The sequence below is a fragment of the Geothrix sp. genome, from assembly GCF_049292215.1.
GTDB lineage: Bacteria > Acidobacteriota > Holophagae > Holophagales > Holophagaceae > Geothrix.
Map to the genome: position 1 here is coordinate 85,622 of NZ_JBATQW010000071.1, position 23,151 is coordinate 108,772.

Below are 23,151 nucleotides of genomic sequence, written 5' to 3' on the forward strand. Positions count from 1 at the left end.
GAAGTCTGATGACCCCTCTCGAAAAGATCCGCAACCTTGCCATCATCGCGCACGTCGATCATGGCAAGACCACCCTCGTGGACGCCCTCTTCAAGGGGGCCCACATGTTCCGGGACAACCAGCGGGTCCAGGAGCGGGCCATGGACAGCAATGACCAGGAGCGGGAACGCGGCATCACCATCCTGGCCAAGACGACGTCCCTGCACTGGGGCGGGTACCGGTTCAACATCGTGGATACCCCTGGTCACGCCGACTTCGGCGGCGAGGTGGAGCGCGTCCTGAGCATGGTGGACTCGGTGCTGCTGGTGGTGGATGCCTTCGACGGCCCCATGCCCCAGACCAAGTTCGTCACCCGCAAGGCGCTGGCCCTGGGGCTGCGGCCCATCGTGGTCATCAACAAGGTGGACCGTCCCGGGGCCCGCCCTGTCTGGTCCCAGGATCAGGTGTTCGATCTGCTGATCGAGCTTGGCGCCACCGAGGAGCAGCTGGACTTCCCCTGTGTCTTCGCCAGCGCCAAGATGGGCTACGCCATGCTGGACATGAATGACGCCAGCGAGACCCTGGACCCCCTCTTCGACACCATCGTCAAGCACTGTCCCCACCCCACGGGCAGCCCCGATGCGCCCCTCCAGATGCTCGTGACCCTCATGGACTGGAGTGATTTCGTCGGCCAGATCGGCATCGGCCGCATCGTGAACGGCCGCATCCATGTGGGCGACAGCGTGGCCCTCATCAAGCGTGACGGCACCGTGCAGCAGCAGAAGATCACCCAGCTCTACGGCTTCGAAGGACTCACCCGCATCCAGCTCCAGGAAGGCAGCGCCGGGGAGATCGTGGCCATCGCCGGCATCGAGGACATCCGCGTGGGCGAGACCATCGCCGATGCCACTGATCCAAGGGCGCTGGAATACGTGGACATCGACGAACCCACGATCTCCATGATGTTCATGGTGAACGCGGGGCCCTTCGCTGGCCAGGACGGCAAGTACATCCAGAGCCGCCGCATCCGCGAGCGCCTCCAGAAGGAGCTGCAGCACAACGTGGCCCTGCGGGTGGAGGACACGGACAGCCCCGATTCCTTCAAGGTCAGCGGCCGCGGCGAGCTGCACCTCTCCGTGCTCATCGAGACCATGCGCCGCGAGGGTTTCGAGCTCTGCGTGAGCCGTCCCGAGGTCATCCTCCACACTGACCCGGTGACCGGCGAGAAGCTCGAACCCTACGAGGATGTCACCATCGACATCCCCGAGGCCTACATGGGCGTGACCATGGAGCACATGGGCAACCGCAAGGCCGAGATGCAGGACATGGGCAACGAGGGCGGACGGCTCCGCCTCCACTTCAAGATCCCCAGCCGCGGCCTCATCGGCTTCCGCAACGAGTTCATGACCGACACCCGGGGCGAGGGCATCATCCACAGCCTCTTCAGCCACTACGGCCCCCACAAGGGCGAGCTCACCAGCCGCAAGAACGGTGTGCTGATCAGCATGGACACCTGCGAGGCCGTGGGCTTCGCCCTGATGAATTTGGAAGAGCGCGGCGTCATCTTCATCCAGCCGGGCACCCGGTGCTATGAGGGCATGGTCGTGGGCGAGCACGCCCGGGAGAACGATCTCGTGGTGAACGTGGCCAAGGCCAAGAAGCTCTCGAACATGCGCTCCAGCGGCAGCGACGAGGCTACCCGCATCACCCCGCCCCGGGAGCACACCCTGGAGCAGGCCCTGGAATACATCGAGCCCGACGAGCTGGTGGAGGTCACCCCGAACTTCATCCGCATGCGCAAGCGGGTGCTGGACACCAACGAGCGGAAGAAATCGGAAAAGCGCGCGGACGCTTGACCTCCAGGCTCATGACCCAGCCCTACCACGCCCCGCCCCGCGCCAGCTTCCTCCAGAAGCTTGGCCCGGGTGGGGTGGCTTCGCTGGGGCTCGCGATCCTGACGACCCTGGGGCTGGCGGGCCTGCCCTGGCTGTTCCGGCTCCGGCAGGTCCTCCTGGCCGTTCCCGGTGACGAGCCCAGAGAAACCGACGCCATCCTGGTGCTCGGGCGGCAGCTGGAGCAGGATCGCCTGACCCCCGTCTTCGAGGCCCGCCTGTCCCAGGCCGAGTCCCTGTGGCGGGAAGGGCTCGCCCCCCGGGTGCTTGTGGCCGGTGGGACCACGGGCAATGCCTCCCGCAGCGAGGCCGCAGCGGCCCGAGAGTGGTTGCTGGCCAGAGGGCTTCCAGACGCGGCCGTCCATCTGGAGGAGCGGAGCCAGCACACCCTGGAGAACCTGTTCAATGTCCGCTGCCACATGCAGGCAGAGGGTTGGCAGACCCTGGTGGTGGTCTCCGACCCACTCCACCTCGCCCGGGCCAAGGCCACGGCCCACGGGCTCCAGCTGAAGGTGTGGTGTTGCCCGGCGGCGGAAGCCCCGCCGACGCGCGGCTCCCTCGGCTGGTGGGGGAGGGCAGCCCTGGAGGGCTTCCTCCTGCACTGGTATCACACCGGGATGCTCTACAGCCGGCTGATTGGAAGCCGAAGCCAACTTGAACGAGTGACTTAGCCAGAGGCCTCCGGAGTTCATCCCGGGGTCCAACCAGGCCGAAAGAGCATTGTCAGGGCCCCGGGGGACCGCTTGCCGGATCATCGACTGCTGAAGCGCTACGCGAGACGGTTCATGCCGCAGGTGACCGCCCTCAACGGCCTTGCGGAGGCCATCCATGCCCTCCTGCACGGAGGGGGAGGCGGAGATCCCTTCTTCCTCTCCAAGAGCCTGGAGATGCTCTCGGGCCACCTCGGGGCCACTCAGACCACCCTGGTGATGGTGTCGGGGGGCACCGCCGAGACCCGCTGGTGGCACCCGGAGGCGGAAGACGAAGAGCCGCCGGAGGCGATCCCCTCCTTCTGTGAATGGCTGCTGGAACATCCGGAACGCACCCTCGTCGTGCGGGATATGGCGGAAGGTCCCCACGCCCGGAACCTCCCCGAACCTGGGGCTGTCCCCTACCGGGCCGCCCTCGGCTGTGCCTTGCGGCAGAAGGAGGCGGTCAGGGGGCTGCTGTTCGCCTTCTTCGACCAGCCCCGGGGCTTCTCCAGGGCCGACTTCGCCCTGCTGGAGGCGGTGGCGGGATTCATCGGCCGGGTGCTCGAGATCGAGGATCTCAAGCAGTCGCTGAACCGCCTGGAGGACGCCCTGGCCATCACTAGGGCCGTAATGGAGGACAGCTCCATCCGGGATGCCGAAACGGACCTGCCCAACCTGCGCTACCTCGAGATCTGGCAGAAGGCCCTGCTGGACTCTGAGCACCGCCCGGAGAGCCTCGTGGTGGCCGAGTGCCACGTCACCCTGAAGAACAAGAAGGACGTGGCCCGGATTCTCAAGGCCGCCGAGGGGGTCAGGGCCGGGGACCTGGTGGTGCGGGCGGCCCCTGGGCGCTTCATGATCATCTTCCGGCATACGCCCCGGAGCGTGGCGCACATCATGCTCCTCCGCCTGCGGACCCAGCTCAATGGCGCGCCCATGGGGGCCACGCTCTGGGTCCCCGGTACCGAGGGCCTGGGCCTTGACTCCTGTCAGCCAAGGCTGGAGTCGGCTGTGGCAGAGAGCAGCGCCATGGCCCAGCCCTCCCTGGTCTGGCATCTCCCGGAGGGATTCAAGGACAAGCCGCTCCCCAGGAAGGCGACCGCGCCCAAGTCCTCCGTCCCCCAGCGGTGGGAGCCTCCCACCCTCCGGAAGGTGTGACGGGGCCGGTCCTGCCAGACTGGATGGATCATGACTGGACATCTCATCCTCGTTCCCACCCCCATTGGCAACCTAGGCGACCTCACGGATCGCGCGAAGGAGGCCTTGGCCGGGGCCGACCTGGTGGCTTGCGAAGATACCCGGCGTACCGGCGGCCTGCTGAAGCACCTGGAGATCGAGAAGCCCCTGCTGCGCTTCGATGACCATGCGAGCGCAGCCGCTTTCGAGCGCCTAGGCCTGGAACTGGGCTCAGGCCGCACCGTGGCCTATTGCAGCGACGCGGGCATGCCCGGCATCAACGATCCCGGCTTCGAGATCGCCCGGGTGGCGCGCGCCGCGGGCGCCAAGGTCACGGTCTTGCCCGGCGCCTCGGCCGTGCTGCTGGCCGTGGTGGCCTCGGGTCTGCCCTGCCATGCGTTCAGCTTCTGGGGCTACCTGCCCAACCGCAGCGAACCCAGGCGCACCATGCTGAAGAAGCTGGGTGCCGAGGAGGAGACGGTGGTGGTCTTCGAGACGCCCCACCGCATCCACGAGACGTTGTCGGACCTGGAGGAGCTGTTGCCGGGCCGGGAGATGGCCCTGGGCCGGGAGCTCACCAAGCTGCATGAGACCTGGTACCGGGGCACCCCTACCCAGGTGAAAACACAGCTGGGCAGGGAAGATCGGGGTGAGATGGTGTTGGTACTGGCGGGCGCCAGCGCCAAGCGGCTGGTGACGGAAGGGGTGCCAGCCTTTGACGGGGCCGCCCTGCCGGATTGGGTTCAGACCTACCTTGGCGCCGCCCGTGAAGGGGGCATGACCCTGCGCGAGGCCGTGAAGCCGCTGGCCAAGCACCTGGGCGTGTCCGCATCCGAGCTGTACCGGCTGGCCGCGGACCTCTGACGAGGCCCATCCCGCCTCGCCCGGGCCACCTCCTGGATGCACCCGGCCACCATGGCCGCGGGGTTTGTCCCGGTGGCGGCCTTCTGCGGTGTCCTCCTGGCCATGTCCTGCCGAGTGCTCAGGGCGCGGGTGGAGAACTCGTGCTGAAGGGCTGCTTGGCGCCGCGCCAAGGCGGGACAGTGATGAGCAAGATGAGTGCACGGCTGACGCGCCGGATCCTTGGCCCGGGCTTCCAGATCCGTCCTAGGCTCGGCTACTTGCCTGCCGGGCCGGCCTGACCGACCAGATCCTCGGAGGCACGGGCGAGGTAACTGTCCAGCAGGGTTGGGATCTGCCCGGGTGTGAGCGGACCGTGGACCTCGTCGCCGATCATCACCACTGGCGCGAGGCCGCAGGTCCCCACGCAACGGGTGCTCTCGAGGCTGAATATCCCGTCCTTGCTGGTCTCCCCGATGCGGATGCCCAGTTCATCCTGGAGTTTCTGGACAACCTTCTCCGCGCCTTTCACGTAGCAGGCCGTCCCCATGCAGACGTTGATGAGGTACCGGCCCCGCGGCTGGAGGCGGAAGTAGTGGTAGAAGGTCGCGACGCCAGTGACCTTGGCCAGGGGGATCTGCATGAGCTGGGCCACGGCCTCCAGGTGGCCGGGACCGAGATGTCCATAGTGGGCCTGCACCATGTGGAGGGTGGCGATGAGCATGCTCTCGCTGTGCTCCCTGTGCCGGTTCTCCTCGATGAAGGCGAGGATATCCGCCGGGAGCATGGCCCGGTAGCCTCGCTCGAGTTCGGCCCAGTTGTCGGTGCAGGAACAGCAGGCGCTCATCGGATCCCCCTCGGCGTGCGGGCGGTGTAGTGCGTGTGCAGGAGTTCGTGGGCCTTGTGGCTGAGCGGCTCGCGCAGAAATTCGGCGTAGAGCCGTTGGACGTCGGGGTTGTCGTGGCTGCAGCGGATGGTCTTGGCTGCGTCGATGTTGTAGAGGGCCTTGGAGCGGGCCTTGGACAAGTCGCGATTAAGGGTGTAGGTGCCCATGGGCGGATAGGGTTGGCCACCGCCGGCGATGCACCCGCCGGGGCAGGCCATGATCTCGATGAGGTGGTAGATCTTCTCGCCCCGCTTGACCGCGTCCAGGAGGATCTTGGCGTTCTGCAATCCGTCGGCCACGGCCACATTGATGGTTTTTCCGGCGAGGTTGATGGAGGCTTCCCGGATGGAGCCGTCGGCACTGCGGACCATGGTGAGATCCAGGTTCCCGAGATTCTGCCCCGTGAGCTTGAAGGCGGCCGTGCGGAGCGCCGCTTCCATCACACCGCCGGTGGCGCCGAAGATGTCCCCCGCGCCGGAAGATGAGCCCAGAGGATGGTCGAAATCAGAGTCCGGAAGCCGGTGGAAGTCGATGCCGTAGGACTTGATCATGACGGCCAACTCCCGGGTGGTGATGACGGCGTCAGTCGTGGGGTGGCCGTCCATGACATGCTCAGGCCGCCCCGCTTCGAATTTCTTGGCCACACAAGGCATGACGGAGACGACGTAGATGTCCTTGGGGTCGATGCCCTTCTGCTGGGCATAGTAGGTCTTGATGAGGGTCGACTGCATCTGCATGGGGCTCTTGCAGCTCGACATGTGCGGAATCATCTCCGGATAGAACTTCTCCAGGAAGCTGACCCAGCCGGGGCTGCAGGAGGTGAGCAGGGGCAGGGGGCCGCCGTCCTCCATGCGCCGCAGCAGCTCGTGGGCCTCCTCCATGATGGTGAGGTCCGCGCTGAAGTTTACGTCGAAGACGGCATCGAAGCCCATGCGGCGCAGGGCCGTGACCATCTTGCCCGTGACCGGCGTGCCGATGGGCAGGCCAAAGGCCTCGCCCAGGGCGGCGCGGATGGCGGGGGCGGTGGTGACCACCACGTGCTTCTCTGAACGCCGGTGGCCCAGGGCCTTCCAGACGCGTTCGGTGTGATCCTGCTCGATGAAGGCGGCCGTGGGGCAGACACTCACGCATTGGCCGCACTGGATGCAGGCGCTCTCGTCCATGGGGGCCAGGTTGGCTGGCCCCACCACGGTGTGGAACCCGCGGCCGTGCTGGCTGAGGTTGAACACGCCCTGGACCTCGCCGCAGACGCGGATGCAGCGGCCGCAGAGGATGCACTTCTCGGCGTTGCGCACCACGGAGGCCCCGGCGTCATCGATGGGGAACTGCTTGCGCTTCCCCTCGAAGAGCCGTTCCCGCACGCCCATGCGGTAGGAGAGGTTCTGCAGCTCGCAGTGGCCGTCGCGGTCGCAGGTCTGGCAGTCCTTGGGGTGGTTGTCCAGCAGCAGCTCGACAATGTCGCGCCTGGCCTGCCGGATCATGGGGCTGTTGGTCTGGACCTCCATGCCTTCCCAGGCCTTGGTGGCGCAGGAGGCGAGCCCGTGGTCGAAGCCTTCCACGGCCACCACGCAGACGCGGCAGTTGCCCTCCAGGCTGAGGTTGGGGTGGTAGCAGAGGCGGGGGATGTGGATGCCGATCTGCTCCGCGGCATCCATCACCGTCGTGCCTTCGGTTACCAGGATGGACTCCCCGTCGATCTTGAGATTGATCATCTGGGACATGACGAACTCCTAAACCCGGTCGATGGCGGCGAACTTGCACACATCGAAGCAGTTGCCGCACTTGATGCAGGCGGCCTGATCGATCAGGTGGGCCTCCTTGCGGGTGCCCGAGATGCACTCCACGGGGCAGTTCCGGAAACAGATGGTGCAGCCGATGCACTTATCGGGGTTGATCTCATAGCGGATCAGGGCGACACACTTCTTCGCGGGGCAGTGCTTGTCCTGGATGTGGACGAGGTACTCCTCGCGGAAGTGCTTGATGCTTGACAGAACCGGGTTCGGGGCGGCGCGACCCAGGCCGCACAGGCTGGTGCGCTGGCACAGGCGCGACAACCGGTGGAGCTTGTCCATGTCGGAGAGTTCGCCCTTGCCCTGGGTGATGCGCTCGAGGATTTCCAGGATGCGGGTCGTACCTTCCCGGCAGGGGGTGCACTTCCCGCAGCTCTCCTCTTGGCTGAAGGTCATGTAGAACTTGGCGATGTCGACCATACAGTCGTCTTCGCTGAGGACGATCATGCCACCCGAACCCATGATGGATCCGGCCTTCTGCAGGGGCTCGAAATCCACTTCCATGTCCTGCATGGAGGCAGGGATGAAGCCACCCGCAGGACCGCCGGTCTGGATGGCCTTCAGCTGCCTGCCGCCCGAAACCCCACCACCGATGTCATTCACCACCCTGGAGAGGGTCGTGCCAAGCGGAACCTCGACCAGGCCCGTGTGCTTGACCTTGCCCGCCAGGGCGAACACCTTGGTGCCCCCGCTCTTCTCGGTGCCGATGCGGGCATACCAGTCCCCACTGAACCGAAGGATGGCCGGGATGTTGGCGAAGGTTTCCACGTTGTTGATGCAGGTGGGGTGGCCCCAGAGCCCGCGGTCCGTGGGGTAGGGGGGGCGCACCTTCGGCTGGCCCCGTTCACCTTCGATGGAACGGATGAGGGCGGTTTCCTCTCCGCAGACGAAGGCCCCGGCGCCCAGGCGAATCTCCAGGTCGAAGTGGAAGCCGGAGCCCATGATGTCCTGCCCCAGAAGGCCCTGGGTCCGGCAGATGTCGATGGCATTCTGGATGCGCTTGATGGCGAGGGGGTACTCGGCACGGATGTAGAAGAAGCCCTTCTGCGCGCCGATGGAATGGCCGCCGATGATCATGCCCTCGACGATGTTGAAGGGATCGCTTTCCAGCATGGAGCGGTCCATGAACGCGCCCGGATCGCCTTCGTCTCCGTTGCAGATGATGAAGCGGGTGGTGTCCGCCTGTTGGCGGGCCAGCCCCCACTTGACGCCGGTCGCGAACCCACCACCGCCACGGCCGCGGAGCCGGGCCTTGGTCAGCTCGGAGATGACCCAGTCTGGATCCTGGCGCTGCAGCACGTCGGCCAGGGCCTTGAAGCCGCCGAAGCCGACGTATTCCTCAAGGCTCTCGGGGTCCACCACGCCGGCGTTCCGCAAGGCGATGCGATTCTGGCGATTGAAGAAGGAGACATCACCGTACCGCTCAAGGAATTCAAGGGCGATGGGTTCTTCCTTGGCCTTCAGCCGCTCCACCACGCGGCCGGCGAGGATGTGTCCTTCGATGAGTTCTGCCAGATCCTCGTCGCTGTTCACGCTGTAGAGAACCTTCTCAGGGCGGGCCAGGACGAAATTGGCAGGACTGCAGCCGGAGATGCCACAGGCGCCGAAGCAGCTGGCAGCTGCCACGTGCACTTTGCCGGAGTCGATATCGCGCTCCTGCAGCATGGTGCGGAATCGCTCCTTCAGGCTGGGGTTGCTCTGATGGCACCGCCCGCCCTCGCAGAACAGGAACTCGCGGTCGGCCAGCGGCTCGCCATTGTGGTCGAGGATGTGCTTCAGAACGGGGGAAGCGCTCTGGATGTGCTCGGTGAAGATTCGGTGCACCAGATCCCGGTTCACCCGCTCGTATTTCACGGGGAGGAGGCCGGGCAACTGGATCCCCACGATGGGTTCCCGGGAGCAGCGACCCGTGCAGCCGGTCCGGTGGATGACGATGTCCTTGCGACCGGAAGCGCGGATGTGCCGGGTGAACTCCTCGGCCACCGCCTGCGACCCGGCGGCGTGTTCACAGGTGGCAGAGCCAACCTGGATGATGACCTTGGACCCAAGGTCACGCCCGGCGAGGTCTGCCCCGATGCGGTCCGCCATGGACCGGTAGAATTCGCTCACGGATTGGGACATGGGAACTCCTTCCAGCCGGCGGTGTCCGGGTGGAGTCATGGGTACCGGCAGGGCGGACTCGGTGGGTTCGAGTCGCCGCACACCGGCAATGGATCGCACAAGGATTGTGCTTATTGATGACCATAAGGTCAGTGATCGAAATCACACACATTCAAATCTTTACACTCTGTTCGAACTCGTCCTCCAGGTCCCTTCCCGACCTTTCTTCCCAACCTCTGGATTCGACCCTCAAGACATTCCTGGCAGGCGACGGCGGTCTCATTCACGCAGGCCTTGCCTGGGTAGATTTCGTATCGCGCCCGGTAATGCGGAGGCGTCACATTGGGCATGACCACGTTGGCGCCCCTCATGAGCGCCAGTTCCCGCCCCTGGGCTCGATCCAGGGTGGCAAGGGCCGTGGTGCTGGGGATGTTCGCGTCGGGGCAGAGGAGGCGGGCCAATGCCAGGGCCTTCAAGGTGGTGAGTTCGTCGTTGGGCACCTGTTCCTGGGGAGGTGCAGTCCAGGTCGCCGCCTGGGGACCACCCAGGGGTGTGCGCGGGCTGGGAAGGAAGGGGCCAATACCGATCATGTCCATGTCGAGATCCCGGAAGCGCAGGAGGTCCTTCGCGAGGGTGTCCCAGGTCTGACCTGGGATGCCCACCATGACTCCCGTGCCGATCTCATAGCCCATGCTCCGCATCCTGGCGAGTTGGGCAAGGCGGTCGCTGACCAGGCCCGGTAGGTTGGGGTGGATGCGCCGGTAGAGTAGCGGGTCGCTGGTCTCGAAGCGCAGGAGGTAGCGATCAGCGCCGGCATCGCGCCAAGCCAGCAGGTCCTCGTCACTGCGCTCCCCCAGGGAGAGGGTGACGGCCAGCGGGGTATGTCGCTTGATGGCACGGACTGCCTCGGCAATGAACGCCCGGGTTAGCCCTGGATCCTCACCCGCCTGGATCACCACGCTGCCGTAGCCGAGCCGCGCGGCTTCCTGGGCACATGTCAGGATCTCCGCACCGTCCATGCGATACCGCTCAAGGCCTTCGCTGGGGGCCCGCAGGCCGCAGTAGAGGCAGTGCCGGATGCAGTGGCTGGAGGCCTCGATGAGGCCGCGGAGATGGACTTCGTCGCCCATGTGCAGGCTTCGAGTCTGGTCGGCCTCGGCCCACAACGTCTCCAAGACCGTCGGATCCGTCTCCCGCAGCCAGGCCCTCACACAGGCATGGTCGAGGCAGAGGGCAGGCCGAGCCTCAGGCACGGACGGCATGGAGGCACTCCTGGATTTCCGGGAAGGGGCGCAGGGCCCGATCGAAGATGCCGAACGAGTAGGCGATGGCCAATCCGTAGTTCGTGATGGGCACACCCGCCGCCGTGCAGCGGTGGATGCGAGACAGCATCTCGCGGCGGTTGCCCATGCAGTTGCCGCAGTGGACCACCAGCTTGTAGGGGGAGACGTCCATGGGAAAGCTCCGACCCTGAATGGTGTCGAAGACGAGGGCTCCGTCCACCTTTTGGTTCAGCCACTTGGGCAGTTTCACTCGGCCGATGTCTTCCTCGGTGGGATGGTGGGTGCACCCTTCGGCCACCAGCACGCGGTCCCCGGGGCGGAGGTTCTCGATGGCGTAGGTGCCTCGCACCTGCATGGCCAGATCCCCCTGGAAGCGGCTCATGAGAATGCTGAAGGAGGTCATGGGTACGGCATCCGGAACGTCCCGGGCCACGGACTGGAAGGCCTGGGAATCGGTCACCACCAGGGCGGGGTTTCCCTTCAGCGAGGACAGGGCCCGGGGCAACTCCCGAGCTTGAACCACCAGGGCCAGTCCGGCGCCATCCAGCACATCCCGCACGGCCATGACCTGGGGAAGGATGAGGCGTCCCTTCGGAGCGGAGGCATCGATGGGCATTACCAGGACGGCGACCTCGCCCGGGGGCACCAGGTCGGACAGCAGGTGGTGGGATTCGAAGTGGTGCGCGGGCGCGGCAGCGAACAGCGCCTCGCGGAGGGCTTCGAGACCGTGACCATCGAGGGCCGACAGGGCCACCACGGCGGTGCCATCCAGCTGCGGCAGGTCACGCTCAGGAGCAAGGTCATGTTTGTTGAAGGCCACCACCGTGGGGATATTCCTACCCTTCAACTCTGCGAGCAGCGCCGCTTCGAAAGGCTCCCAGGCGCCTCGTTCTGCCACGAGGATGGCGAGGTCCACGCGGTCGATGACGGCTCGGGAACGACCTGTGCGGGCCTCGCCCAGGGCGCCTACATCATCGAGACCCGCTGTGTCCACGAAGAGCACTGGCCCCAGGGGCAGCAGCTCCATGGGCTTTTCCACGGGATCCGTGGTGGTGCCTGCCTGGGCCGACACGATGGAGACCTGCTGCCGTGTCAGGGCGTTCAACAGGGAGGACTTCCCCACGTTGCGCCGACCGAACAGGCCGATGTGCAGGCGCATGTTCCTCGGTGCAGGCTGCATCTCAGCAGAACACATCGCGCTCTCCTTCCTTCACGCGGGCCACCATGTGCTCCGCCCGGGCGCGGGCGCCGGGCTCCATCTCCTCCAGGCTCCCGGCCAGGAGGCGCTCCGCCGCCAGCCGGGTTGCCGGGCTGGCGTGATCCTCCACGAATTCCTGCAAGGTGGAGAGGGCATTGGGATGGCAGTGGGCCTTGATCTCGCCGGGCTTGGCCATGTCCATGAAATCGGAGCCCGTGCGCCCCATGCGGTAGCAGCTGGTGCAGAAACTCGGGATGAAACCGGTCTGGGCCAGGTCGCAGACCACCTCGTCCAGGGTGCGGTGGTCACCCAGGGAGAACTGGGCACCCCCTTCGAAGGCGTCGTCTTCATAGCCACCAGGGTTCGTCCGGCTGCCCGCGCTGATCTGGCTGATGCCCAGCCGGAGGGCTTCCTTGCGGATCTCGGGACGTTCCCGGGTGCTGAGGATGAGGCCCGTGTAGGGGACGGCCAGCCGCAGGATGGCGATGAGTTTGCGGAAATCCTGGTCGGTGACGGCATGGGGTGGGTGCTCGCTGGTGGCCGAGCCCTCGGCAGGTTCGATGCGCGGCACGCTGATGGTGTGGGGCCCGCAACCGAATCGGTCCTCCAGGTGGCGGGCGTGCTGCATGATGGCCAGCAACTCGAAGCGCCAGTCATAGAGACCGAAGAGGGCGCCGATGCCCACATCGTCGATGCCCGCCAGCATGGCGCGGTCCATGCAGCCGAGGCGCCAGTCGTAGTCGGCCTTGAGGCCCCGGGGGTGCATCCGAGCGTAGGTCGCCCGGTGGTAGGTCTCCTGGAAGAGCTGGTAGGTGCCGATCTCCACTTCCTTCAGGCGGCGGAAGTCTGGCACGTCCAGCGGTGCAATGTTCACATTCACTCGGCGCATGCATTCCTCGCCCCGGCGCACCCCATACACCGTTCGGATCGCGTCAAGGATGTAGTCCAGGCCTTCCTTCGGATAGGCCTCGCCTGCCACCAACACCACGCGCTTATGACCCTGGCCCAGGAGATGTCCCACCTCGGCGGCAATCTCATCCCGGCCAAGCGCCCGCCGGGGCAGGTCACGGTTCGAGGCGCGGAAGGCGCAGTAGAGGCATTCGTTGGCGCAGAGGTTCGACACGTAGAGCGGGGCGAACAGCACGATGCGGTTGCCGTAGAGCTGGTCCTTAACCCAGCGGGCTGTGTCGAACAGCTCGTGCAGCAGATCCGGGTCCTGGATCGCCATGAGCTGGGGCAGGTCCTCGTCCTCCAGGCCCTTCATGTCATGGGCCTTGGCAAGGATGTCGGCGACGCGGGCGGGGTCGTCTGCCACGGGCCGGCCCAGGACCGACTGAATGGAAGCTTCATCCAAGGGGAAGGCTTCGGACAGGCCGCGCATGAAAAGATCCTCCGCGGGAACACCGCAGGGGAAAGATAACCCTAAGGTAATTTAAACTCCACCCCAGGAACGTGGACCTTGGTCACAACCGGCCGACCCTCCGGTCCGGACCGAGGGTGTACCAGCCGATGGTGCCGAGGATCACCAGCCCGCCAACCAGGGCCCAGGGGGAGGGCCGCTCGCCGATGCCGAGGAACACCCACACCGGATTGAGCACTGCCTCCAGCGTGCCCGTCACGACGGCCACGGTGGCCGAGAGACGCTTCATGCCGGCGCTGAAGAGGAGGTAGGCAAGGCCGATCTGGAAGACGCCCAGGTAGAGCAGGATGCCCAGCTGTGGCGGCGAAGGATGGAAGTCCCGCAGCGCCAGGGGCGCGCAGACCAGCGCCACCAGGAGGTTGCCGAGGATGATGGCTGTTACGGGGTCAGCCTTTGGATGGCTGCTCTTCTGCAGCTTCAGGGTGAGGGAGAAGAGGGCCAGGCAGACGCCGGAAGCGACGCCAAGGAGGTTGCCGGCCAGCGTTCCCGCGCCGAGCCGCCCCACGAAGAAGAGCCCCATGGCGGAAAAGCAGACCAGCACCGCCACCAAGTCCCGCCTCTGCAGGGGCCTTCTGGTCACCCAAGGCTCCAGGAACACCAGGTAGATGGGCGCAGAGAACTGCAGGAAGATCGCGTTGGCCGCCGTGGTGAGCTTGGTGGCGGCCACGAAGAGGATCAAGAGGCCGGCGTAGGCCAGGGCACAGCCGAAGGCCAGCGCGTCCGGCCGGGGGAAGGGCTGGCCTCCCCTGAAGCGCACCACGGCGGCGATGGTGAGGGCCGCCACGAGGCTGCGGGCAAAGGCGATCTGCAGGGCGCCCAGGGGCAGCACCTTGATGAAGAGGCCGCTGGAACTCCATAGCAGGGCGGCCAGGGCCACCAAGGCCACGCCTCGGGTCGTCTCGGCGGTTCGGTTCATGGTTCCATTGGAGCATGGCGCGATGGCGCCTTAAGTGCCGCCGGATCCTGATCTAGACCCCCAGCCGCGAGAGGCATCAGCGCGGGGTGGGCACCGATGAACGGCTCGCGAACCACTCCGCCACGCCTCGCCAGCCCTTGAACTGCACGGGCCGCTCGAGGGCGATCAGGGCCCAGCACTCGCAGCCGGGGTCTGCTGTCGGGCCATGCAGATGGCCTGAACCGTGGGTGATCCAGTCCCCCGCCCGCAGGTGGGCAGGTCCATCCTGCAGGGCGCCACAGAGCACCAGGGCGCGTTCGGTGCCGGTATGGGAATGGAAGGGTGTGGTGCGGCCACCGGGAAGGCAGGCCAGGTTCAGGCTCGCGCCGGTCGCCGGGTCCTCCTGCAGGATCGCCACCCGGGCACCGCCCAGGCCGTGGCGGACCCACCGCCACTGGGTGTCCGGGGGCAGGTGGGGACGCAGGGCCTCCACCGGATCCTGGGCAAGCGGAATGGCCAGTCCTTCACCGGGATGGTCGGCAAGGCAGGCGGCACAGTGGCCGAGGTGGACCCGCAGCAGGATCGCCAACAGCGGATCACCCCCCGGCTCCAGGGCGGACCAGGCTTCCGGTTCGGGATGATGCTGAGGGCCCTGGGGAGCACGTCCTTCCCGGAGGGCGGCAAGCGCCCCGGACAGGGCCAGTTCCGCGGCGGTTCCCGCGTCGCCACTCCAGGCCCGGCTGAGCAGGAGTGGGGTCCGCTCGAAGGAATCGAGGAAGGTCTGGCAGGGGGGACAAAGGGCTAGGTGGAGCTTCAAACCGAGCCAATCCAGAGGGCCCAGGGCGCCTTCCTCGTAGGCGGTGAGCAGGCTAGTGACCCGCTCGCAGGAGGGGAGGAGGAAGGTCATCGGCCCTCCCGGGAGGGCGAGAACTCGGGCAGCATGGCCCGCAGGGCCAGGCGGGCCCGGTGGACGCGCTGCCGGACCAACTCGCGGGTGATGCCCAGATGCCGGGCAATCTCGTCGGTGTTCCAACCCTCGAGGTCGCGGAGGACGAAGACCGCGCGCTGATCGTCGGATAGGCGGTCCAGGCCCGACCGGACCCTGGCCTTCAACTCGTCTTGCTCCACCTTCATCAGCGCCTCCGCGTCCTCGCTCCAGTCCAGGATGGTGTCGATGTTCATGTGATGCCCCTCGTCCCCGAAACGTGGCATCAGATCCTCGATGGCATCCTCGCGGCGGCGGACGCGCTTCCGGCGGGCCATGAGCGCCTGGTTGACGCAGATCCGGTAGGCCCAGGTGCTGAACTTGCTGGCTCCCTGGAAGCCCGGCAGCTCGCGGTGGATGGTAAGCAGGGCGTCCTGAAGGGCGTCCTGGCTCTCGGCCTCGTTCCCCAGGATTCGGTCGATCACCCGGAAGAGCATGCCGAGGTGGGGACGCACCAGGGGCTCGAAAGCCAGGGGATCCCCCTGGGCGGCGGCCTGGACCAGGCCCGCCTCGGGGCGGACCTCTCGGGCTGGATCGGGCTCAGACATCCGGGGACCTCGGAATGCGGGGCAGGCGGAGCGTGAAGGCCGAGCCGAGGCCGTGCCCGCGGCTGGAGGCGCGCACATCGCCCCCGTGGCGCGTGACGATCTCCTGGACGAGGAAGAGCCCCAGGCCCGTGCCGGCCACCTGCCGAGTCAGTTCGTCGCCCACCCGGAAGAAGCGGTGGAAGACCCGGGGCAGGTCCTTGGGCGCGATGCCCTGGCCGAGGTCGCTGACCACGATCAGGGCATCGTCCCCGTCCCCATCCAGGGTGACCGTCGTCTGGCGGGGCTCAGCCGCGTATTTGTAGGCGTTGGACAGCAGGTTCTCGATCACGGTCCCCAGGGCCTTGGGGTCGGCGTTGGCCCAGAGCGGCTCCGAGGCGAATTCGAGCTTGAGCCCCAGGGCGCCAGCCCCCAGGCGCAGGTCCATGGCCTCGCAGACGTTGCGCAGCCAGGGTGCCAGCTCCAGCGGGGCCAGGTTCAGGACGAGGCTGCCCGACTCCGCTCGGGCCACGTCCAGGAGGTTGCCCACCAGCTCGTTCAGCCGCTCGATGTCCTTCTCCATGAGGCCCCGGATCCGCTGCTTCTGTTCGTCGGGCAGGGTGCGGGTGAAGAGGGTCTCGGTCCACACCCGAAGCGAGGCGATGGGGGTCTTCAGCTCGTGGGTCACCGCCGAGGTGAAGTTCCGCTGGCGCAGCTTGAGATCGAGCTCCTCGGCCAGCTTCCGGTAGAGAAACACGAAGCCCAGGAGGACGGCCACCACCATGAAGGCGCCCTCGGAGGCGGCCCGGAAGACCGAGTGCCAGCGCTGGTTCTCCAGCTCGATCATGGGCTCGGGCCGCAGGGCCAGGAAGGCCGAGCCGTCCAGCAGGGCGGGATCGTCGGGCGAGAGCCGTGAGGGCACGACCGCCACGTGGGGGAAGTGCCGCTGGATGGCCTCCCGGCGCTGCTCCAGGCTGGGCAGTGCGGGCAGGCGACCCTCCACGGTCCCGGTGCGGGAGGACGGGTCGGGTCGCGCATGGATGAAGGCCAGGATGCTGAGGCTGTCCATCTGCCAGGCTTCGGCCCGGCTGGCGTTGAGCGCCTGGGCGCGGGCCTGCAGGAGGCGTCCAGATTCCCGGATCTGCACGTTGATCCACCACCCCACCTGGATGCAGAGCACCAGCGAGACGGTCAGGAAGATGATCCGCTGGAGCGAGAAGGTGGGGGCGCGGTTCGCCATGTCCCCATCTTGGGGCAAACCGTGCCGCTTGGGCCAGGCGACAGGCCCCTTGGCAGCGCGGCCAGGGAGGGCCATCCTGGAGGTCCATGTCCAGTTCGAACCAGTCTTCAGGCCCCAAGCCGATCCCCCCCGCCACGAAAGCCAGCTCCGGCCCCAAGCCGGTGGCCGGCGCCCAGCCCGCTCGGCCCCAGGGGGCCGAAATGCTGGTGGAGCTCATGCAGGCCCAGCGGCAGCTCACGCAGGCCATGCAGGAGACGCGGGAGCTGAAGGCCAAGCTGGGCCGCCGGTCCCACCAGATGCAGGTGCTCCAGCAGGTGTCTGAGATCCTGGCCGCGACCTCCAAGGGCGGGCAGGTGGTCAGCGTGGTCCTCGACGTGCTGGCCCAGGAGTTCCACTGCCAGCGGGCCGTGGTCTGGACGCTTGAGGACGGCGGCGTAGGCTACGTCCCCAAGGACGGTAACGGCCTGGCGAGACCGGACTGGTCGGCCCTGTCGCTTCCGGCTCCCAACCCCTTTCCCGGGACACCGCTGGTGCTCTTCCAGAGCCAGTGGCTGGATTCCACCTGCGGCGCCGATTCCCTGGGTGCCCTGCGGGGAACCGATGGCGCCCAGCTCTTCTTCATCCCCTTCGAGCACCAGCTCCTGCTCCTGGGCTTCGCCATTCTGGCCCTGCCGGCCGACCGCCACTGGGAGGAGGAGGACCTCGACTCCATCACGATCCTCCAGCGCCAGGCGGCCATCTCCCTCTACAACGCCTGGCTATTCCGGGATCTCTCCGAGCAGCGGGATGCGCTGCAGCGTCAGGCCTTGGAGCTCGAGCGCGTGAACGATGCCCTCAGGGAGGCCGATCTGCTGAAGAGCGAGTTCCTGGCCCTCACCAGCCACGAGCTCCGCACGCCACTCACCGGCATCCTCGGGTTCACCCGCCTGGTAATGGACGGCCTCTATGACGACGCCGAGGAGATGCGGTCCATGCTCCAGGACAGCTACACCTCCGGCCAGCACCTGCTGGGCCTGCTGAACGACATCCTGGACCTGGCCAAGATCGAATCCGGCAAGCTCGAAGTCCACCCCGAGCCCTTCAGCCTCGCCATCCTGCTGGAGGAGGTGAAGCCTATCGCGGAGGCCTATCCCCGCCGCCCCAATGTCGAGCTGTTCTGGCCCGACCTGGGGGATTTCCCCGAGGTGCAGGTGGATCCGAACCGCCTGAAGCAGGTGCTGCTCAACCTGCTTTCGAATGCCCTCAAGTTCACCAAGGAGGGCAGCGTCGCCGTGCAGGTGGAGCGCCATCCCGGGCACCTCACGCTGTTGGTGGTGGATACCGGCATCGGCGTGAGCGCGGAGGCCCAGGCCAGGCTCTTCCAGAAGTTCGCGCAGGCCGAGGGTGGTCACAGCCGCGAGTTTGGCGGCACCGGGCTCGGCCTCGTGATCTGCAAGCACCTGCTGGAGATGATGGGCGGCACCATCGGCCTGAGCAGCGAGGGCCTCGGCAAGGGCAGCACCCTGCGCATCACCATGCCCATCGCCTGACAGGTCGTTCCGGGGCTGGTGGTCTGTGCTCGATCACGGAGCATCGCTCCGCGATATGTGAAAATGATGGTTCGTGTTCGGAGCTCCCATGTCCTACCAGCGTCGCCAGGACTTCCTTCCCTTCACCCGCCCCATGGTGGGTGAGGAGGAGATCGCCGAAATCATCGACTCGATCCACAGCGGCTGGATCACCACCGGACCCAAGTCGGCGGCCTTCGAGGAGAAGCTGAAGGTCTACAACGGCGTGCCCCACTGCCTGGCCATGAACAGCGCCACCACGGCCCAGGAGATCACCATGCAGGTGCTGAACCTGCAGCCCGGGGACGAGGTGATCACCACCTCGCTGACCTGGGTGAGCACGCTGAGCACGGTGGTGCTGCAGGGGGGCGTGCCCGTGCTCGTGGACATCGACCCGGTGACGCTGAACCTCGATCCCGCCAAGCTTGAAGCGGCCATCACCCCCCGCACCAAGGGCATCATCCCCGTCCACCTCACGGGCCTGCCCTGTCCCATGGACGCGATCTGGGCCATCGCCGAGAAACACGGTCTCTGGGTCATCGAGGATGCGGCCCAGGCCATGGGCGCCCACTACAAGGGCACCAAGATCGGCGGCAATCCGCGCTCGATCATGAGCGTCTACAGCTTCCACCCTAACAAGAACATGACCACGGGCGAGGGCGGCGCCATCGCCTTCTTCAACGGCGACTACGAAAGCCGGATCAAGCGCCTACGCTTCCACGGCATCGACCGCGACGCGTGGAAGCGGTTCGCCAAAGAGGGCAGCCCCCATACCGAAGTCTACGAACCCGCCCGCAAGGCCAACTTCATGGACCTGCAGGCCGCCATGGGCCTGCACCAGATCGACAAGCTGGACGGCTTCAACGCCCGGCGCGGCGTGCTCTTCCACCGCTACCTCGGCCTGATGAAGGACCTTGAGGAGGTGATGCTGCCCTGGCCCGGGGATTCTGACCACGGCCACTGTTTCCACCTCTTCGTGCTTCGCATCCACCCCGAGAAGCTGGGCCTGGACCGGGACGCCTTCGTGGCCGCACTCAAGGAGGAGAACATCGGCACGGGGATCCACTACCGCCCGGCCCACGTGCATCCCTGGTACCGGGACTTCTACGCGGCCAACCCGCAGCACCTGCCCAAGGAGGGCCTGCCCCACAGCGAGTGGAGCGGCGAGCGCCTCCTGAGCCTGCCCCTCTGGCCGGGGCTCAGCGAAGCCGACCAGGATCAGACCGTGGCGGCGATCAAGCAGGTGATCGCCCAGGCGAAAGCCAGGGTCCAGATCCAGCTTTGACCGGGATTTGACCAGCCAGGCCCTGGTGCCGATAGGTCGCACAAGGAGAGGTCCGTTTGATCAACCTCCTGGTCATCCTCCTGTCGGTGCTGCTGCAGATCGCGGCGGCCGGGTTGGCCATACGGCTCAACCGGATCGCCGGTCGACGCCTGGTCGGGCTGATGCTGTCAACCGCCCTCATCCTGATGGCGCTCCGGCGACTGATGGCGCTCCAGGAACTGCTACACACGGGGTTGCCGGGCCACATTCTGGCCTACGAGGTGGTGGGGCTGGTGATCTCCGGTCTGCTGTTCGCCGGAATGCTTCTTCTCCAGGGTACCTTCCGCACGAAGGCCCTTGAAGCGTCCCGGTTGGAAGAGGCCCGGTTCCTGGCAAGGGCCGAGGCCGACAAGCTGACCTCCATTGTGGCGGCGACGCCCATTCCCGTCTGGATCTCCGAGGATCCCCTCTGCCAACTCGTCCATGCGAACCCGGCGGCCGCGAGGCTCCATCGCATGGGGACCCGGTCGGCCCAGGTCTCGGGTCCGGACGGCCAGCCCACAGGCTTCACCTTGCAGCAGGATGGTCGGGAACTGCCCCTCGATGAGCTGCCCCTCCAGCGGGCGGCCTTGGCCGGCGAGCAGATCCATGACCTGCCATTGGACCTGGTCTCTACAGGCGGGGAGGTCCATCGGCTGGTGTTCTACGCGACGCCCCTGCGGGACGAGGAAGGCCGCATCCATGGTGCCGTCTGCTGTGCCGTGGACATCACGGACACCCGCCGCACGGAAGCGGCCCTCTCGAAGGCGCAGAAGATGGAGAGCCTCGGCATGCTCTCCGGCGGGATCGCCCACGACTTCAACAACATCTTCCAGTCCATGACCGCGAACCTGGAGATGGCCCAGGCCGCCGTGCCGGAGGAGTCGAAGTCGCAGGGCTACCTACTCCGGCTGAAGGCTGGCCTGGACCGGGCCACACGCCTCAGCCGCGACATCCTCTACAGCTCAGGCGGGGACCTGCGCCGGCCGGAGTCCATGAGCCTCAGCCCCGTCGTGGCCGAGGCGCTGGATCGGATGGGGCTGCCGGCGCAGCGCGACCTGGCCGGGAACCTCCCAGCGATCCTGGCGGATCCTCTGTTGGTGGGCCGGGTGGTGGAAGGGCTGGTGACGAACGCCCTGGAGGCCAACTCCTCCCTCGGAACCGTACGCGTCCGGACCTACGCCCGCGCAGTCACGGCCACGGAGCTGACCGCCGGTCACTGGCCGGAGCCCATCGAACCCGGCATCTACGCGGTGCTGGAGGTCTCCGACCAGGGCCATGGCATCGATGGCCCGACCTTGGCAAAGATCTTCGACCCCTTCTTCTCCACCCGGGACCTGGGCCGGGGCCTGGGCCTCGCGGCTGCGCTGGGCATAGTCCGCGGGCACCGCGGTGGCATCCAGGTGGAGAGCATTCCAGGCGTGGGCAGCGTCTTCCGGGTCCATTTCCCGTCGCCCGAAGGTCAGGTCCCCACCGCGCGGCCCCCCGTGGAGGAGCTCCGATCCCGGAACGTGATCCTGCTGGCTGATGACGAGGCGGACCTGCGGGAGGTCATGGCCGAGATGATGCAGGACTGGTTTGGCCTGGAGGTGGTCGCTGCCGCGGACGGCCAGGAGGCCCTGGAGGTGTTCACCCAGCGGCCCGAGGCCTTCGACTTGGTCATCCTGGACGCCACGATGCCCCGCCTGGGCGGGGTGGACGCCTTCCGCGCCATGCAGGCCATCCGCCCGGGTCTGCCTGGGATCCTCTGCAGCGGCTACGCCCTGCCCGTGTCCCGGGACCAGGCCATCGCCCAGGGGTTCGCGGACTTCCTCAAGAAGCCTTTCACCAGCGCTGAGCTGGAGGTCCTTCTGGACCGTGTGCTGGGCGCGCGCCTCAAGTAGCCGCCAGGGGGTTCCTTCACATCCGCCGCTCATGGGGTAGGGTGGGGAGGGGCCCGTAGACCGTGGCCAGGGGGTCGTAGGCGTAGAGATTGCCGACCTTGCCGATGTAGGCGCAGGCGAACTGCTGGATCTGGTCGGCGAAGCGGGTCAGCTCGTCCCGGTCCCGGAACATGGGGCCCCACATGGGGTTGAAGGCGGCCTCCACCGAGCGGGTGAGCTCCTCCAGCTCGAGGTGTAGTGCCTCCGCGCGGCGCTGCAGGACCTCGGTGCTGGCGGCCAGCTGAGTGGCTTCATGATCCAGGGCCTGCATGGCCTCGGCACTGAGGCGCTGACCCAGGACATGGCGGCGCGCCCGGTTCCGCTGCCACTGGTCGTGCAGCACCGAGGCCCGCCGCAGGGTGCGCCGCCTGGCGGTCTCCAGTCGGTACCGCTCCCGCAGGTCCGCGGCCTTGGCCTCCAGCAGGCGCAGCTCCCGCTCCAGTTCCGGCACCAGCAGCAGGGTGCGCCAGGAGGCGTTCTTCTTGGAGCGCAGCACATCCCCGTAGATGTGGTCGCCCACGTAGAGGACCTCCTCGCCCTGGGCGCCCAGCTTCGCCTCCAGCCAGGCGGCATGGCCGCCACTGAAGCAGTGGGGGTGGTCCGCCAGTGGCTTCGGCTCCGGCGTCTCCAGGAAGAAGGCGGGCTTGCGGCTGCTCACTACCACCAGGTCGAAGTAGTCCACCCAGCGGGGGCGGGCCTCGTCCAGGCTGTCGAGCAGGTGGCCCAGCACGCCATCCGTGAAGCTCCACTCGCTGTTGGTGAGCAGGAAGAGCTTCTTGCCCGAGCGCTTGAGGCGGTCCAGGGCCAGGGCCAACTGAGGATCCCTGGGGATGAAGAAGTCCCGGTGCTCCAGGATCTCGGCTTTCATCTCGCCGTTGCGGTGGGCGGTGTCGATGGCCCAGCGCACGTCCTGGAAGAGCTGGAGGTAGTTCTCGGCCTTCAGGTGGCCGCCATCGAGGCCGTCCACCATCCGCGCGTAGAGGTGGCTCTCGGGGATCTCGAAGAGGGTGTCGATGTTGCGGAAGCCCTTGGCCGCAGTGGATAGGCGGCGCCGCCCGTAGATGGCCTCCAGCTCAGGGCGCGCCAGGGCCCGGCTGCCGTGACAGGCCCGCACCACCTGCCGTTCCCGGTTGAGCTTCAGTAGGTTCCCGCGCAGGCCATCTAGCACCAGCCCGCGCACCGCGAAGTCCGGATCGTAGTCGCGCTCCAGCAGCCAGGGCGAATAGCCCCGGTCCCGCACCAGCAGGCGGGCGGACTTCTTGAAGGCCAGCTCGTCGATCTCCGGGCTGCGGTAGCGGGCCAGGGTGTGGTCCATGTCGAAGCCGATGGCCCGGATCTCCCCCATGGGCAGCGTGCGTAGGGCATACAGCTTGTGCGCCGGCGGCAAGCGGTCCTCGGCCTCCGTCAAGGGCGGGGCGGCGAGAAAGGCGGAATCCCAGGCGGTCATGGCAGGAGTGTACTTCAGCCTCAAGCACCCGG

General features: G+C 66.9%; 18 protein-coding genes. 7 read left to right on the forward strand and 11 right to left on the reverse strand.

Features of this window, described 5'->3' with window-relative positions:
• Positions 1 to 8: 8 nt before the first annotated feature.
• From typA to rsmI, 4 genes are all read left to right on the forward strand, one after another.
• Complete coding sequence (typA, locus tag WAS25_RS12645; RefSeq protein ID WP_422312631.1) at positions 9 to 1,835, forward strand: translational GTPase TypA; 1,827 nt, start codon at positions 9 to 11, stop codon at positions 1,833 to 1,835.
• Complete coding sequence (locus WAS25_RS12650) at positions 1,832 to 2,542, forward strand: YdcF family protein (RefSeq protein WP_422312632.1); 711 nt, start codon at positions 1,832 to 1,834, stop codon at positions 2,540 to 2,542. The genes typA and WAS25_RS12650 overlap by 4 nt, the downstream gene beginning before the upstream one ends.
• A gap of 72 nt (positions 2,543 to 2,614) precedes the next feature.
• Positions 2,615 to 3,721: a sensor domain-containing diguanylate cyclase gene (locus WAS25_RS12655; RefSeq protein WP_422312634.1), complete on the forward strand. Its 1,107-nt coding sequence runs from the start codon at positions 2,615 to 2,617 to the stop codon at positions 3,719 to 3,721.
• A gap of 30 nt (positions 3,722 to 3,751) precedes the next feature.
• Positions 3,752 to 4,603, forward strand: a complete 852-nt coding sequence (gene rsmI / locus WAS25_RS12660) for a 16S rRNA (cytidine(1402)-2'-O)-methyltransferase (RefSeq protein WP_422312636.1) — start codon at positions 3,752 to 3,754, stop codon at positions 4,601 to 4,603.
• Positions 4,604 to 4,856: 253 nt separating this feature from the next.
• Here the strand turns inward: rsmI and nuoE are convergent, their stop codons facing one another.
• The 10 genes from nuoE to WAS25_RS12710 form a co-directional block, all read right to left on the reverse strand.
• A complete protein-coding gene (gene nuoE / locus WAS25_RS12665) occupies positions 4,857 to 5,426 on the reverse strand; it encodes an NADH-quinone oxidoreductase subunit NuoE (protein WP_422312638.1) in 570 nt (189 codons plus the stop codon).
• Positions 5,423 to 7,186: an NADH-dependent [FeFe] hydrogenase, group A6 gene (locus WAS25_RS12670; protein ID WP_422312640.1), complete on the reverse strand. Its 1,764-nt coding sequence runs from the start codon at positions 7,184 to 7,186 to the stop codon at positions 5,423 to 5,425. The genes nuoE and WAS25_RS12670 overlap by 4 nt, the downstream gene beginning before the upstream one ends.
• 9 nt (positions 7,187 to 7,195) lie before the next feature.
• Positions 7,196 to 9,376: an NADH-ubiquinone oxidoreductase-F iron-sulfur binding region domain-containing protein gene (locus tag WAS25_RS12675; protein WP_422312642.1), complete on the reverse strand. Its 2,181-nt coding sequence runs from the start codon at positions 9,374 to 9,376 to the stop codon at positions 7,196 to 7,198.
• Positions 9,377 to 9,504: 128 nt separating this feature from the next.
• On the reverse strand, positions 9,505 to 10,617 hold the full coding sequence (hydE, locus tag WAS25_RS12680) for a [FeFe] hydrogenase H-cluster radical SAM maturase HydE (RefSeq protein ID WP_422312644.1): 1,113 nt from the start codon (positions 10,615 to 10,617) through the stop codon (positions 9,505 to 9,507).
• A complete protein-coding gene (gene hydF, locus WAS25_RS12685) occupies positions 10,601 to 11,818 on the reverse strand; it encodes a [FeFe] hydrogenase H-cluster maturation GTPase HydF (RefSeq protein ID WP_422312836.1) in 1,218 nt (405 codons plus the stop codon). Before hydF ends, hydE begins: the two co-directional genes overlap by 17 nt.
• 1 nt (position 11,819) lies before the next feature.
• Entirely contained in the window at positions 11,820 to 13,217 is a 1,398-nt protein-coding gene (gene hydG, locus WAS25_RS12690) for a [FeFe] hydrogenase H-cluster radical SAM maturase HydG (RefSeq protein WP_422312646.1), read from the reverse strand.
• 82 nt (positions 13,218 to 13,299) lie between these two features.
• Positions 13,300 to 14,172, reverse strand: coding sequence for a DMT family transporter (locus tag WAS25_RS12695; protein ID WP_422312648.1), 873 nt, complete (start codon positions 14,170 to 14,172; stop codon positions 13,300 to 13,302).
• Positions 14,173 to 14,248: 76 nt separating this feature from the next.
• Positions 14,249 to 15,058: a cupin domain-containing protein gene (locus WAS25_RS12700; RefSeq protein ID WP_422312650.1), complete on the reverse strand. Its 810-nt coding sequence runs from the start codon at positions 15,056 to 15,058 to the stop codon at positions 14,249 to 14,251.
• Positions 15,055 to 15,684 carry an RNA polymerase sigma factor gene (locus WAS25_RS12705; protein ID WP_422312652.1) on the reverse strand — a complete coding sequence of 210 codons (630 nt, stop codon included), beginning with the start codon at positions 15,682 to 15,684 and terminating at the stop codon, positions 15,055 to 15,057. The genes WAS25_RS12700 and WAS25_RS12705 overlap by 4 nt, the downstream gene beginning before the upstream one ends.
• Entirely contained in the window at positions 15,677 to 16,900 is a 1,224-nt protein-coding gene (locus tag WAS25_RS12710; RefSeq protein ID WP_422312654.1) for a sensor histidine kinase, read from the reverse strand. The genes WAS25_RS12705 and WAS25_RS12710 overlap by 8 nt, the downstream gene beginning before the upstream one ends.
• Before the next feature lie 86 nt (positions 16,901 to 16,986).
• On the opposite strand from WAS25_RS12710, the gene WAS25_RS12715 reads away from it, so the two are divergent.
• The 3 genes from WAS25_RS12715 to WAS25_RS12725 all read left to right on the forward strand — a co-directional run bounded on the left by WAS25_RS12715 (position 16,987) and on the right by WAS25_RS12725 (position 21,633).
• On the forward strand, positions 16,987 to 18,429 hold the full coding sequence (locus WAS25_RS12715; protein WP_422312656.1) for a sensor histidine kinase: 1,443 nt from the start codon (positions 16,987 to 16,989) through the stop codon (positions 18,427 to 18,429).
• Positions 18,430 to 18,517: 88 nt separating this feature from the next.
• Positions 18,518 to 19,732 carry a DegT/DnrJ/EryC1/StrS family aminotransferase gene (locus WAS25_RS12720; protein WP_422312658.1) on the forward strand — a complete coding sequence of 405 codons (1,215 nt, stop codon included), beginning with the start codon at positions 18,518 to 18,520 and terminating at the stop codon, positions 19,730 to 19,732.
• 56 nt (positions 19,733 to 19,788) lie between these two features.
• Positions 19,789 to 21,633 carry a hybrid sensor histidine kinase/response regulator gene (locus WAS25_RS12725; RefSeq protein WP_422312660.1) on the forward strand — a complete coding sequence of 615 codons (1,845 nt, stop codon included), beginning with the start codon at positions 19,789 to 19,791 and terminating at the stop codon, positions 21,631 to 21,633.
• A gap of 16 nt (positions 21,634 to 21,649) precedes the next feature.
• Here WAS25_RS12725 and WAS25_RS12730 read toward each other — a convergent pair whose 3' ends face one another.
• Positions 21,650 to 23,119, reverse strand: a complete 1,470-nt coding sequence (locus WAS25_RS12730; RefSeq protein ID WP_422312662.1) for an HAD-IG family 5'-nucleotidase — start codon at positions 23,117 to 23,119, stop codon at positions 21,650 to 21,652.
• Positions 23,120 to 23,151: the final 32 nt, after the last annotated feature.